Annotated in this window: 8 protein-coding genes; 5 read left to right on the plus strand and 3 right to left on the minus strand. The window is 63.7% G+C overall.

Features of this window, described 5'->3' with window-relative positions:
* Positions 1-55: 55 nt before the first annotated feature.
* Entirely contained in the window at positions 56-4,789 is a 4,734-nt protein-coding gene (gltB, locus tag C5J26_RS01205) for a glutamate synthase large subunit (RefSeq protein WP_371681878.1), read from the plus strand.
* Positions 4,790-4,854: 65 nt separating this feature from the next.
* Positions 4,855-6,309, plus strand: a complete 1,455-nt coding sequence (locus tag C5J26_RS01210; protein WP_105400177.1) for a glutamate synthase subunit beta — start codon at positions 4,855-4,857, stop codon at positions 6,307-6,309.
* Between the two features lie 87 nt (positions 6,310-6,396).
* Here C5J26_RS01210 and C5J26_RS01215 read toward each other — a convergent pair whose 3' ends face one another.
* Together C5J26_RS01215 and C5J26_RS01220 are read right to left on the minus strand one after the other, a co-directional pair.
* On the minus strand, positions 6,397-7,695 hold the full coding sequence (locus C5J26_RS01215) for a GDSL-type esterase/lipase family protein (protein ID WP_105400178.1): 1,299 nt from the start codon (positions 7,693-7,695) through the stop codon (positions 6,397-6,399).
* 66 nt (positions 7,696-7,761) lie between these two features.
* Positions 7,762-8,982: a lytic murein transglycosylase gene (locus C5J26_RS01220; RefSeq protein WP_105400179.1), complete on the minus strand. Its 1,221-nt coding sequence runs from the start codon at positions 8,980-8,982 to the stop codon at positions 7,762-7,764.
* Positions 8,983-9,182: 200 nt separating this feature from the next.
* On the opposite strand from C5J26_RS01220, the gene galU reads away from it, so the two are divergent.
* On the plus strand, positions 9,183-10,070 hold the full coding sequence (gene galU / locus C5J26_RS01225; RefSeq protein ID WP_105400180.1) for a UTP--glucose-1-phosphate uridylyltransferase GalU: 888 nt from the start codon (positions 9,183-9,185) through the stop codon (positions 10,068-10,070).
* Positions 10,071-10,164: 94 nt separating this feature from the next.
* Positions 10,165-11,049 (plus strand): ornithine carbamoyltransferase, encoded by an 885-nt coding sequence (locus C5J26_RS01230; RefSeq protein WP_105400181.1) that lies wholly within the window; start codon positions 10,165-10,167, stop codon positions 11,047-11,049.
* Here C5J26_RS01230 and C5J26_RS01235 read toward each other — a convergent pair.
* Positions 11,046-12,581: an outer membrane beta-barrel protein gene (locus C5J26_RS01235; protein WP_105400182.1), complete on the minus strand. Its 1,536-nt coding sequence runs from the start codon at positions 12,579-12,581 to the stop codon at positions 11,046-11,048. The genes C5J26_RS01230 and C5J26_RS01235 overlap by 4 nt on opposite strands.
* 144 nt (positions 12,582-12,725) lie before the next feature.
* Between C5J26_RS01235 and C5J26_RS01240 the strand changes: the two genes are divergently transcribed.
* Complete coding sequence (locus C5J26_RS01240; protein ID WP_105400183.1) at positions 12,726-13,721, plus strand: SIS domain-containing protein; 996 nt, start codon at positions 12,726-12,728, stop codon at positions 13,719-13,721.
* The last annotated feature ends 35 nt before the right edge of the window (positions 13,722-13,756 follow it).

The raw sequence follows: 13,756 nt of genomic DNA on the forward strand, positions 1-13,756 counted from the left end.
GACAATTGAGAGCCACTTTGCCCGCTGCCGAAGGCGGCCAACAGGAGGAATGACGATGACGAAGACCATCTCCGAGATATCCGGCCCGGCTCATCACGCTGAAGCCCCGATGTCGGCCGAGACGACAGTTCGCGTTCCATTTGTCGCCGGCGGTTTGCCGATGGCCCAGGGCCTCTATCACCCGCGCAACGAGCACGATGCCTGCGGCGTCGGCTTCATCGCCCATATGAAGGGCAAGAAGTCGCACCAGATCGTCAAGGACGGCCTGTTCATTCTCGAAAACCTGACGCATCGCGGTGCTGTCGGCGCCGACCCGCTGATGGGCGATGGCGCGGGCATTCTGGTGCAGATCCCCGACCGTTTCTTCCGCGAGGAAATGGCGAAGCAGGGCGTCACCCTGCCGAAGGCCGGCGAATATGCCGTCGGTCACATCTTCATGCCGCGCAAGGCCGAGGAGATCGAGCACTACAAGAAGGTGATCGAGGACGTCATTGCGGAAGAGGGGCAGCAGTTCCTCGGTTTCCGCGACGTGCCGGTCGACAACTCGTCGCTTTCCAAGGCGCCGGATATCGCCGCCACCGAGCCGCATCACGTCCAGGTCTTCATCGGCGCGGGCAAGGACGCTGCGACGAACCATGATTTCGAGCGCAAGCTTTTCCTGATCCGCAAGGTGATCTCCAACCGCATCTATGACGCGTTCGGCGGCGTCGACATGGGTTTCTATCCGGTGTCGCTGTCGTCCTCGACGATCGTCTACAAGGGCATGTTCCTCGCCTATCAGGTCGGTGCCTATTACAAGGACCTGGCCGATCCGAGGTTCGAAACGGCGGTGGCGCTGGTGCACCAGCGGTTCTCGACCAACACCTTCCCGTCCTGGAAGCTCGCGCATCCTTACCGGATGGTCGCTCATAACGGGGAAATCAACACGCTGCGCGGCAACGTCAACTGGATGGCGGCGCGGCAGGCGTCGGTCTCTTCGCCTCTCTTTGGCGACGACATTTCCAAGCTCTGGCCGATTTCCTACGAAGGCCAGTCGGACACGGCTTGTTTCGACAACGCGCTCGAGTTCCTCGTGCGCGGCGGGTATTCGCTCGCCCATGCGGTGATGATGCTGATCCCGGAAGCCTGGGCCGGCAACCAGTCGATGTCGAAGGAGCGCAAGGCCTTCTATGAATACCACGCCGCCCTGATGGAGCCGTGGGACGGCCCGGCTGCCGTTGCCTTCACCGACGGTCGTCAGATCGGCGCGACGCTCGACCGCAACGGTCTGCGTCCGGCCCGCTACATGGTCACCGACGACGACCGCATCATCATGGCGTCCGAAGCGGGCGTCCTGCCGGTGCCGGAAGAGCGTATCGTCAAGAAGTGGCGCCTGCAGCCCGGCAAGATGCTGCTGATCGACATGGAAAAGGGCCAGATCGTCTCCGACGAGGAGCTGAAGTCCGAACTTGCGACCAAGCATCCCTACGGCAAGTGGCTGGACAAGACCCAGCTCATTCTCGAAGACCTGAAGCCGGTGGAGCCGCGGGCGCTGCGCCGCGACGTGTCGCTGCTCGACCGTCAGCAGGCCTTCGGCTACACGTCGGAAGACACCAAGATCCTGATGTCGCCGATGGCGACAACGGGCCAGGAAGCCATCGGCTCGATGGGCACCGACACGCCGATCTCGGCGATGTCTGAAAAGTCGAAGCTGCTCTACACCTATTTCAAGCAGAATTTTGCGCAGGTCACCAACCCGCCGATCGATCCGATCCGCGAGGAGCTCGTCATGAGCCTGGTGTCGTTCATCGGTCCGCGCCCGAACATCCTCGACCACGAGGGTGCGGCGAACGCCAAGCGCCTGGAAGTGCGCCAGCCGATCCTGACCAATGGCGACCTCGAGAAGATCCGTTCGATCGGCCACACGGAAGACCGGTTCGACACCAAGACGCTCGATTTCACCTACGACATCGAGCGCGGCGCCGAAGGCATGCCGGAAATGCTCGACCGTCTCTGCGAACGTGCGGAAGCGGCGGTCAAGGGCGGTTACAACATCATCGTGCTTTCCGACCGCCAGATCGGCCCGGACCGGATCGCCATCCCGGCTCTGCTGGCGACCGCTGCCGTGCATCATCACCTGATCCGCAAGGGGCTCAGGACCTCAGTCGGCCTCGTCGTCGAGAGCGGCGAGCCGCGCGAGATCCATCACTTCTGCTGTCTCGCCGGTTATGGCGCAGAAGCCATCAACCCCTATCTCGCCTTCGACACGCTGACCGACATGCACATGCGCGGCGAGTTTCCCAAGGAAGTGGATTCCTCGGAAATCGTCTACCGCTATATCAAGGCGGTCGGTAAGGGCATTCTCAAGGTCATGTCGAAGATGGGCATCTCGACCTACCAGTCCTATTGCGGTGCGCAGATCTTCGATGCCATCGGGCTGTCTTCAGGCCTGGTAGAGAAGTATTTCTTCGGTACGGCGTCGAACATCGAAGGCATCGGTCTGGAAGAGATCGCTGAGGAAACGGTTTCCCGCCACCATGCTGCCTTCGGCAAGGACCCGGTCCTCGCCTCCACGCTCGATATCGGCGGCGAATATGCCTACCGGATGCGCGGCGAAAGCCACGCCTGGACGCCGGATGTGGTCGCGACGCTGCAGCACGCGGTGCGCGGCAACAGCCAGGAGCGCTACCGCGAATTCGCCGAGATGGTGAACGAGACGGCGGTGCGGATGAACACCATCCGCGGCCTGTTCAAGATCAAGAAGGCCGAAGCGATCGGCCGCGCTCCTGTCTCGATCGACGAGGTGGAGCCGGCTGTCGACATCGTCAAGCGGTTCTCGACCGGCGCCATGTCGTTCGGCTCGATTTCCCGCGAGGCGCATACGACGCTGGCGATCGCCATGAACCGGATCGGCGGCAAGTCGAACACCGGCGAGGGCGGCGAGGAAAGCGATCGGTACATGCCGCTGCCGGACGGTTCTCAGAACCCGGAACGCTCGGCGATCAAGCAGGTCGCGTCCGGCCGCTTCGGCGTCACGACCGAATACCTGGTCAACGCCGACATGCTGCAGATCAAGGTGGCGCAGGGTGCAAAGCCCGGTGAAGGCGGCCAGCTGCCCGGCCACAAGGTCGATGCGACGGTTGCCAAGACCCGGCATTCGACACCGGGCGTTGGCCTGATTTCGCCGCCGCCGCACCATGACATCTACTCGATCGAAGACCTGGCCCAGCTGATCTACGACCTGAAGAACGTCAACCCGACCTCGGACATTTCCGTCAAGCTCGTCTCGGAAGTGGGCGTCGGCACGGTTGCCGCAGGCGTGGCCAAGGCCCGCGCCGACCATATCACGGTGGCTGGCTTCGACGGCGGTACCGGCGCTTCGCCGCTCACCTCGCTGAAGCATGCGGGTTCGCCCTGGGAAATCGGCCTTGCCGAAACCCAGCAGACGCTGGTGCTGAACGGCCTTCGTTCGCGCATCGCGCTGCAGGTCGACGGTGGCCTGAAGACCGGCCGCGACGTCATCATCGGCGCGCTGCTCGGTGCCGACGAGTTCGGTTTCGCGACAGCTCCGGTCATCGCCGCCGGTTGCATCATGATGCGCAAGTGCCACCTGAACACCTGTCCGGTGGGTGTGGCGACGCAGGACCCGGTCCTGCGCAAGCGCTTCAAGGGCACGCCGGAGCATGTCATCAACTACTTCTTCTTCGTCGCCGAAGAAGTGCGCGAGATCCTGGCATCGCTCGGCTTCACCCGCTTCGACGAGATTATCGGCATGGTCGAGCTTCTGGAAAAGGACGAGATGATCGCCCACTGGAAGTCCAAGGGCCTCGATTTCTCGAAGATCTTCCACAAGGTGGAGGCTCCGAAGGAGGCGACCTACTGGACGCAGCGCCAGAAGCATCCGATCGACGACATTCTCGACCGCAAGCTGATCGAGAAGTCGCAGGCTGCCCTTGAGAACAAGGAGCCGGTGGTCTTCGAAGTGCCGATCAAGAACGTCGACCGTTCCGTCGGCGCCATGCTTTCGGGTGCGCTTGCCAAGCGTTGGCGCCACAAGGGCCTCAAGGACGACACGATCCATGTGACGCTGCGCGGCACGGCCGGACAGTCGTTCGGTGCATTCCTTGCGCACGGCATCACCTTCGATCTGGTCGGCGACGGCAACGACTATGTCGGCAAGGGCCTGTCGGGCGGCCGCATCATCGTGCGCCCGCCGGAAAACTCCAGGATCATCGCGGAGAACTCGATCATCGTCGGCAATACCGTGCTCTACGGCGCGATCACCGGCGAGTGCTATTTCCGCGGCGTTGCCGGCGAGCGTTTCGCCGTTCGCAACTCCGGTGCGATTGCGGTCGTCGAGGGCGTGGGTGACCACGGCTGCGAATATATGACCGGCGGCATCGTCGTCGTGCTCGGGGAAACGGGTCGCAACTTCGCGGCGGGCATGTCCGGCGGCGTCGCCTACGTGCTCGACGAGAGCGGTGATTTCGCCAAGCGTTGCAACATGGCGATGGTCGAACTCGAGCCGGTTCCGGAAGAGGACGACATGCTGGAGAAGCTGCACCATCACGGTGGCGACCTCATGCACAAGGGACGCGTCGACGTTTCCGAGGACATGACGCGCCACGACGAGGAACGCCTCTACCAGCTGATCTCCAACCACCTGCACTACACGGGCTCCAACCGCGCCAAGGAAATCCTCGACCGCTGGAGCGAATACCGCCCGAAATTCCGCAAGGTCATGCCGGTCGAATACCGCCGTGCTCTCGTGGAGATGGAGCGGATGCGGATGGGCGTCGCTGCGGAATAAGTTTCGCGCGGGTTGTTAGGTTTTAACCGGCTGCGGTAGCGGCAGGACGGATTGAGGATTTAAACATGGGCAAGGTAACGGGTTTCCTGGAGATCGACCGGCAGGTGGGCAAGTATCAGCCGGCCTCCGACCGCATCCGCCATTTCCGCGAATTCACCATCCCGATGTCGGATGCGGAGGTCACCAAGCAGGCGGCGCGCTGCATGGACTGTGGCATTCCCTATTGCCACGGCCCGACCGGCTGTCCGGTTCACAACCAGATTCCGGACTGGAACGACCTTGTCTACAACAACAAGTGGGAGGAGGCGATCCGCAACCTTCATTCCACCAACAACTTCCCGGAATTCACCGGCCGCGTCTGCCCCGCTCCTTGCGAGGAAGCCTGCACGCTGAACCTCGAGGATGCCCCGGTCGCGATCAAGACCGTCGAACAGGCGATCGCCGACAAGGCCTATGAGCTCGGTTTCATCGCGCCGCAGCCCGCAACCGTTCATACCGGCAAGAAGGTGGCGATCATCGGTTCCGGCCCCGCCGGCATGGCGGCTGCCCAGCAGCTCGGCCGCGCCGGCCATGAAGTGCATGTCTACGAGCGCGAGTCCAAGGCCGGCGGCCTGCTGCGCTACGGCATTCCGGACTTCAAGATGGAGAAGAATTTTATCGACCGCCGGGTCGAGCAGATCACCGGCGAAGGCGTGACCTTCCATTACGGCGCCAATATCGGCGTTGATATCCCGGTCGAGAAGCTGATCGCCGAACACGATGCGGTACTTTATTGCGGCGGTTCGGAAACCCCGCGTCCGGCCGGCATTCCGGGCGTCGATCTGCATGGCGTCTATGATGCGATGCCTTACCTCGTGCAGCAGAACCGACGCCTCGGCCGCGAGAACATCGAGAGCGTCGCCTGGGCGGCCGATCCGATACTGGCAGGCGCCAAGCATGTGGTCGTCGTTGGCGGCGGCGATACCGCGTCGGACTGCGTCGGCACGGCCTTCCGCCAGGGCGCCGTCAAGGTGACCCAGCTCGACATCCGCCCGCAGCCGCCTGAAAAGGAAGACAAGCTGGCCGTCTGGCCGTTCTGGGCCACCAAGATGCGCACCTCGTCCAGCCAGGCCGAAGGTGCGGTGCGCGAATTCCAGGTAGCGACGCTCGAATTCGCCGGCGAAGACGGACAGCTCATCGGCGTGCGCTGCTGCGAAGTCGACGAGCGCCGCAAGCCGATCGCAGGCACCGATTTCATCATCAAGGCCGATCTCGCTTTCATCGCCATCGGCTTCTCCGGTCCGCTGACGGACGGGGTTCTGAACGAGCTCGAAGGCAAGCTGACGCTCAATGTCGATCGCCGCGGCTCGACCAACGTGGTCGCCAACGACAAGGACTACAGGACCTCGGTCGACAAGTTCTGGACCGCCGGCGACGTGCGCCGCGGCCAGTCGCTGGTTGTCTGGGCGATCCGCGAAGGCCGCCAGGCGGCGCGGGCGATCGACGAGGCGCTGATGGGAAGCTCGGTGCTGCCGCGGTAACGCGGGAGGGCGGAATTCAATAACGGCGCGCCCCATCTGTCCGGCAGGGCAGATGGCGCGCGATCCTGTTCCGGCGCCAAGGTGCACCTACCGCGCCACTTTCACCCGATAATCATCAACCCGCCCGGCGGGCGCCGGGGCGAGTTCGCCGCGCCTGACCAGTTTGTCGCGCGGCGTTTCGACGAGGACGGAGGGGAGCGGGGCGGCGCCGAGAAGGTCCTTGCCGCCGTCGAGTTCCGGGTCTGAGAGGCTGATCGGATGGGTCGGGATGGCCTGGCCGGGCGAGGCGGGAAGGGCTGACAGCGCCGGCAGGTTGGAACCGTCGAGCTTGACCACGTCGGGACTTGCCATTTCGCCGAGATGCCGGCGGGCCAGTTTTTCCACGTAGAAGGCGAGCTTCTGCTTGCCGGCCTTGGTGAAGGTGATGCCGTCGGAACCGCGCAGGCGCACCTGCTGACCGTTGACGTCCGAGCCGGTGATGACGAACTTGCCGTCCTCGTCGACGAAACCTTCCCAGATATCGACGAACTCGCCGCCGGCCTTTTCCGCCTGGTTGCGATAGATGGCATTGAGCGTCACGGCGTCGGCGGTCGCGACCGGCGACTGGAAGGAAGGCAGGCCGACCCAGAGGAGCGGCAGCTTGCGGGAAGTGACGATGCCGACGAGTTCGGTCACCCGCCGCTCGTATTCCTTGAACCAGGCGTCGCTGCGGAACTTTTCCTTGGTGCTGCCGATCGTCATCTGCTGGCGGTCGTTGGCCCCGAGCATGATCACGACGACGGCGGGTTTCACCTCGTCGAGCATGGCGGGAAGCTCGGCCGCCCAGTCGAAGTGATCCTCGCGGACGAGACCGGAGGAGCCGTCGCTGCGTTCGGTGACCGCAACGCCGGGGGCGGTGGCAAACGCCGTTTCCAGCTCGCTGCCGATACCGCCGGCCATGAAGTCGCCGACCACCAGGACATGCTTGGCATTTTCGAGCTTGGCAACCGGTTCCGGCACCGGCGGCGCGATCGGCTGCACCGGGCGAGGGGCGGCCGCCCGTCCCGTGCTGCGGCGCGGCCGCGGCTTCATCTCGATGATCGAGCCGTCGCGGTCGTAACGGCGGCGGCCGTAGGGGGCGGGCCGCTCATAGCGGTCGTCGCGCTCGTAACGCGGACCGCCGAACAGGTAATCGAAGAGGTTGCGGCGCGGGATGGGCTCCTGGGCGGCAGCCGGCGACAAGCCGGCCGGCAGGGCGAGCAGCACCGCGAGGAGGAGAAGGGCCAGGCGCACCCATCCCCGGTTTCGGACGCCCCAGTTTCGCACGCCCTTGTCCGGTCGAGGCCTGTTCCGCCAGGCACCGTTCTGGACGGTCTCTTTCTGCCCGGATTTATGCAAAGCCTTCATGCCTCCGCCGTCCCGCACACCTTGCGGGGGATTTTCTCAAACGATGTGGCGCGATACGCCTTCTTGTCAACGCAAAGCTTCGAGAAGCGATTTCGAGGGCTCGCCGTTCTGCTGCATGCCGAGGCGTTTCTGGATCGCCGAGATCGCAGCCTTCGAGCCGGAACCGAAATTGCCGTCGACTTCGCCCTCGTAATAACCGAGCTGCTTCATGCGGTTCTGCAGCTCGAACTTCTGTTTGATGTCGAGCGTGCCTTCGGGGCGCGGCCAGCTCTGCTGGACGTCGCCGAAACCGGCGATCTCGTCGGCGAGCAGGCCCACCGCCAGCGCGTAGCTGTCGGCGGCGTTGTATTTCTTCACGGTGAAGAAATTGCCGAGCATCAGGAAGGCCGGTCCGGTCTCGCCGGCCATCAGCTTCAGCGTCGCCCGGTCGGTGCCGCGCGGGAAACTCTTGCCATTCGCGCGCGCGAAACCAAGCTTCGCCCATTCGCCAAGCGTCTTGGTCTGGCCTTCGTGACGGGCGCCGCCCGCCGGCAGCACCGTTTCATAACCCCAGGTCTTGCCGCTCTGCCAGCCGTTCTTGGCAAGCAGGTTGGCGGAGGTGGCGAGCGCATCCGGGACCGAATGCCAGATGTCACGCTTGCCGTTGCCGTCCGCATCGATCGCGTAGAGCAGATAGCTGGTCGGGATGAACTGGGTATGGCCCATGGCGCCGGCCCAGGAGCCGGTCAGCTGCTTGGGCGTGATATCCCCCGACTGCAGGATCTTCAGCGCGGCGATGAGCTGGTTGCGGGCGAACTTGGCGCGCTTGGGATCGCCCCAGGCAAGCGTCGCCAGCGCCTGCGGCACGTGGTGCAGGCGGTCGGGATTTTCGAGCGCCGCCCCGTAGTTGGATTCCATCGACCAGATGGCAAGCAGGATGTTCCTGTCGACGCCGAAATGGCGCTCCAGGGAGGCCAGCGTCGAGCCGTGCTTGGCCGCCATCTCGCGGCCGATCTTGACGGTATAGGGGTTTACGCGGCTGTCGAGATAGTCCCAGATCCTGGACTTGAATTCGGGCTGAAAATTCGCCTTCTCAAGCACGTCCCGGTCTGGTTCACTGACGCCTGCGAACGCTCGGTCATAGGTGGAGCGGGTGATACCGCTTTTGGCTGCGGTATCGTAGAATTTTGCAATCCACGTCTTGAAACCGGCGTCTGCCTGGGCATCTATCGGCATGGCCGCAGCGGCGAGCCCGGCGATCAGGGAGAAAGCAAACCCACGAAAGAGGTTGGTGCGAAGCGTCTTCATCGGCAGTCGGGTCCAGTCTTCTTTTACCAAGCCTTGCGGCAAGAGTGGCATGCGGCTTAACGATGTAATAACAGGATTGGGTCAACAAATTCTTTACCATAGAAACCCGACCCGCGGCAGTCTTTGCGAAACGGTAGCAATTCGTCATTAGATGCCGAGATTTGAATATTTGCACAATGACGTGCTTTCAGGAGGCATGAGTGGCACAACAACAAAAGATCCGTAAGGCAGTGTTTCCGGTAGCAGGTCTGGGCACGCGCTTCCTGCCCGCGACCAAGGCGGTGCCGAAGGAAATGCTGACCGTGGTCGACAAGCCGGTCATCCAGTACGTCGTGGATGAGGCGGCCGAAGCCGGGATCGAACATTTCGTCTTCGTGACCGGACGCGGCAAGGGGGTCATCGAGGACTATTTCGACATCCAGTACGAACTGGAACAGATGCTGCGCGAGCGCAACAAGAATGCCGAGCTGACGCTGCTCGCCGGCCTTCTGCCGGTTGCCGGCACCGCCAGCTTCACGCGCCAGCAGGTGCCTCTCGGCCTCGGCCACGCGGTCTGGTGCGCCCGCGACATCGTCGGCAACGAACCTTTCGCGGTCCTGCTTCCCGACATGATCATGGCCGGTGGCAAGGGCTGCCTCAAGGGCATGGTCGATCTTTATGCCGAAAGTGGCGGCAACGTCGTCGCCGTGCAGGAATGCGATCCGGACCAGGCGCATAAATACGGCATCGTCGGCATCGGCGCGCCGGTCGGCGAAGGTTTCAAGATCACCCAGATGATCGAAAAGCCCGCCAAGGGCACCGCGCCGTCCAACCTCTACATCAACGGCCGTTACATCCTGCAGCCGGAGATCTTCAAGATCCTGGAAACCCAGGAGCGCGGTGCCGGCAACGAAATCCAGCTCACCGACGGCATGCTGACGCTCGCCAAGGCCCAGGAATTTGCGGCCTATCCCTTCAAGGGCGATACGTTCGACTGCGGCGCCAAGGACGGCTTCATCCTGGCCAACCTCGCCTTCGCCCTGCAGCGCGCCGATATCCGCCCGGCGATCGAAGGGCCGATGAAGGCGCTGCTCGCCTCGCTGAAGTAAATCCCTCTGCCCGGCGATTTGCCGGTCCGGACGTCACGCAAACCCCTCATGGTCCTGCTATGAGGGGTTTTGCTTTTTGACGGTGTCGGGTGACATGGCTGTCTCTGAGAATCTCGATTTTCTGGAATTCCACGATCTTTCGGCGGACGCCATAGCGGCGATCCTCGATCGCGCCGGCGCGCTTGGGCAAGCGTGGCGGGAGCGGCGGATGCCGAAAAGCCTCGAGGGCAGGCGGGTCGCCCTGATCGTCGACGATGGCGGCTGGCGCAACACGACGGCTTTCGATCTCGGAATCCAGGCGATGGGCGGCATTTGCACCCAGGTGCCGGTCACTCTCGGCGGGCGCGAGGCGATCGCCGATCTGGCGGGTTATCTCGACAACTGGTTCGACATGATCGTCATCCGCACGCCGGAGCTGGCCTCGCTCCGGGAGCTTGCGGCAAATGCCCGGGCGCCGGTCATCAACGCCCGGACACGATCGAACCACCCTTGCGAGACGCTCGGAGACCTCGCCTATGTCGGAGCCAAAAGGGGCCGCATCGAGGATTTGAAGATCGTCGGTGTTGCGCCCGACGCCAATATCCTCCGGTCATGGGTCGAGGCGTCGATCTCGCTGCCGATCGAGGTGGTGCAGGTCTATCCGGACGGTTGGCACGTGGGCGACCCGGCACTGCTCAACGGCAATTTCCGGCGGAGCACGGATATGCGGGAGCTTGAGGATGCGGATGTCATCTTCACGGATAGCTGGCCGGGCGGGATCGCTGAAAGCACGCTTGCGGATTACCGGATCTCGGCGGCAGTTCTCGATCGCTGCCGTCCCGACGTGATCTTCATTCCCTGTCCGCCGGTGGCGCGGGGCGAGGAGGTCAACGTGGATGCGATGACGCACCCCGCCTGCCAGAGCACGGCGGCGAAAGCCTTCCTGCTGCATGCGCAGAACGCGCTGATGGAATGGATTGATGCTCGAACGAAAGCCTAGCGCTTCAAGGTGAGGCCGACGCCGGCGCGGACGATCTTGTCGTTGGTGCCGCCGCCGCCCGCCTGCTCGTATTCGACGTCGCCGGTCAGATCGAGGTAGCGGTTGATCGCCCAGGTCAGGCCGGCGCCGCCGATCCAGACCGTCTCGTCGCTCGGGCCGCCGCTCGGGAAATCGCGCAGTGTCGAACTGCCGGTCAGACGGGCGATGAGGTTGTCGCGCATCTCATGTGTCAGCGCTGCCGTCGCCTGGTATTCCACCCAGCCGCTCTGGCCGGGCGTGGTCGAATCCTGCACCGTGGTGCGCAGGCCGAGATCGACATTGGTGCCGCGCTGCGGCGACCAAGTCGCGCTGCCGTTGAAGGTGACGGCGCCGACCGATTTCAGGCGGTCGTCCTCGTAGTCGACGATCTCGTAACCGGTGCCGATCTCGCCGCGCAGCTTTTCGCCCAGATCGAATTCGACCCCGGTGCGCGCTGCATAACTCTGCGACGAACGGGCATAACCGGAATTGTCGCGCCTGAGATCGTAGAAGGTGCGGCCGGTCGCCACTTCTACGTAGGGGACCAGCGCCGGCGACAGTTCGTAGCCGAGCCGAAGGCGGCCGTCGATGCCGGTCCGGTTACGGTCCTTCGTGCTGACGATCGTGCCGTCGGAGAGTTTCGCATCCGTGTAGGCCGCGCGGGAAAGATCGAGCGCGGCGGTGCCACGGACCTTGCCGAAGTCGCGCTGGACGGAGGCGCCGCCGGTGAATTCATGGACGCCCGGCTGGGTCGACGCGCCGCCGAGCGCATTCGGATCGTAGTCGTCCTCGCGGGAGAACCGATAACCGCCGGTGATATGGGCGACCGTATCGTTGGAGAGATCGAGCCGCAGGTCCGCATTGACGTTTGCTTCCGGCTGCTCGCCCTGGCTGCTGCTGCCGAGATTCCGCTCCAGCGTGCCTTCACCGGTGACCGTCAGCGAATGGCGCGACCAGTCGGAGGTCAACGTGCCGCGGATCGCTGTGGACAGGTAATCGCGGCGGATCTTGGTGCCGTTCGAGCGGCGGGTCTCGGTGTCGATGCTCTGGTTGATCGAGGGGCGGAGCAGGAAACTGCCCATCCGGATGCCGGTCGGATCGCCCGGCTCGCGGGGCTGTTCCTGGGTTTCGACAGGCTCCGCGCCGCGGTCGAGCGGCTCTTCGCGCGGCTGGTTCAGGTCGTCCTCGTAGGGAGGTTCCTGGTTGGCCGCCTGGTTGCGGCCGGGCGTGGTGCCCGTCGCGAGATTGGGATCGCTCGCATTCTGGTCATCGGCGGCATTGCTGGCGTTGCTCGTCGTCTGTGCCGACGTGCTGCCTCTCAATGCCGTGTTGGAGGCCGTGTTCGAGGTCGGCGAGGTGGCGTTCGCGACCGAGGGAAGAGAGCCGTTCTGCGGCGGAAACACGTTGCGGGTCTGGGCGGCTGCGGGCGAAACAAGCGCCGAACAGGCCAGCAGAAGGCCGAGTGCCGCCCGGCGCCTCTGACGCGTCCCGCCTGTCGTTGTGGTGATCTTCATAGGCCTGCCCGGCAATCGCAAATGCTTACCCAAACGTAAAGCCATGTGGTTAACGTTTGGTTGCGACGCCGTGGCAGGCGGCTAACTTAGTGGCGCCGCACCAAGCCGATAGACTTGAAAGATGAAAAGAGTTAAGGCTTGCCCATGATCAAGAGAGCTTTGCAACTGGTCGAGAACGACCTTGTCGATTCCGCCTTGAGGACAATTTCCTTCGGGAAACAAGGACTTAATGCGCTGGAGCTGGCGCTTCAGAACGGCCTTGGCGATGCCTTCCGCAAGGCAGCGGAACTGATCGGCGACATCGACGGCAGGGTCGTCGTGACCGGCATCGGCAAGAGCGGACATATCGGCCGCAAGATCGCCGCCAGCCTCGCCTCGACCGGCACGCCTTCCTTCTTCGTGCATCCCGTCGAAGCCAATCACGGCGATCTCGGCATGATCGGCTCGGGTGACGTGGTGCTGGCTCTGTCCTGGAGCGGCGAGACCGCCGAGCTGCAGGGCATCGTTTCCTTCACCCGCCGCTTCTCCATTCCGCTGATCGCCATCACGTCGGGCGAGATTTCGACGCTCGCCCGCGAGGCCGATGTCGTTCTGCTGCTGCCCAAGGAGCAGGAAGCCTGCCCGCACGGTCTGGCGCCGACCACCTCGACGCTGATGCAGCTTGCGATGGGCGACGCGCTTGCCGTGGCGCTGCTTGAAGCACGCGGTTTCTCGGCAACCGATTTCCGCGTCTACCATCCGGGCGGCAAGCTCGGAGCGATGCTCACCCATGTCGGCGACCTGATGCATACCGGCGATCGCATGCCTCTGGTCAAAAAGGGCGTCCTCATGCTGGAGGCGATCGAGGAACTGTCGCGCAAGCGCTTCGGCTGCGTCGGCATAGTCGATGAGGATGGCAGCCTCTGCGGCTTCATCAGCGATGGCGATATTTCCCGGCACCTTCATCTCGATCTGCGCGAAACGCGGGTCGACGACGTGATGACGCACAACCCGAAGACCGTCAGCAAGGAAACGCTTGCCACGAAGGCCATGGCGCTGCTCAACAAGCACAGCATCGGCGCGCTGCTCGTCGTCGATGAGGAGCGCAAGCCGGTCGGCATCGTCCACTTCCACGATCTGCTGCGCGTCGGCGTCGCCTGATACCAGTCAGGCTCCGAGCCGCTTTCGGCCGGAAG

The organism is Neorhizobium sp. T7_12 (genome assembly GCF_002968535.1).
Taxonomy (GTDB): domain Bacteria; phylum Pseudomonadota; class Alphaproteobacteria; order Rhizobiales; family Rhizobiaceae; genus Neorhizobium; species Neorhizobium tomejilense.

Excerpts from the sequence above, each read along its gene's own strand:
- C5J26_RS01240 (WP_105400183.1), top strand. The coding sequence starts at position 12,726 with ATGATCAAGAGAGCTTTGCAACTGGTCGAGAACGACCTTGTCGATTCC.
- gltB (WP_371681878.1), top strand. The coding sequence starts at position 56 with ATGACGAAGACCATCTCCGAGATATCCGGCCCGGCTCATCACGCTGAA.
- C5J26_RS01235 (WP_105400182.1), bottom strand. The coding sequence starts at position 12,581 with ATGAAGATCACCACAACGACAGGCGGGACGCGTCAGAGGCGCCGGGCG.
- C5J26_RS01210 (WP_105400177.1), top strand. The coding sequence starts at position 4,855 with ATGGGCAAGGTAACGGGTTTCCTGGAGATCGACCGGCAGGTGGGCAAG.
- C5J26_RS01230 (WP_105400181.1), top strand. The coding sequence starts at position 10,165 with ATGGCTGTCTCTGAGAATCTCGATTTTCTGGAATTCCACGATCTTTCG.
- C5J26_RS01215 (WP_105400178.1), bottom strand. The coding sequence starts at position 7,695 with ATGAAGGCTTTGCATAAATCCGGGCAGAAAGAGACCGTCCAGAACGGT.
- C5J26_RS01220 (WP_105400179.1), bottom strand. The coding sequence starts at position 8,982 with ATGAAGACGCTTCGCACCAACCTCTTTCGTGGGTTTGCTTTCTCCCTG.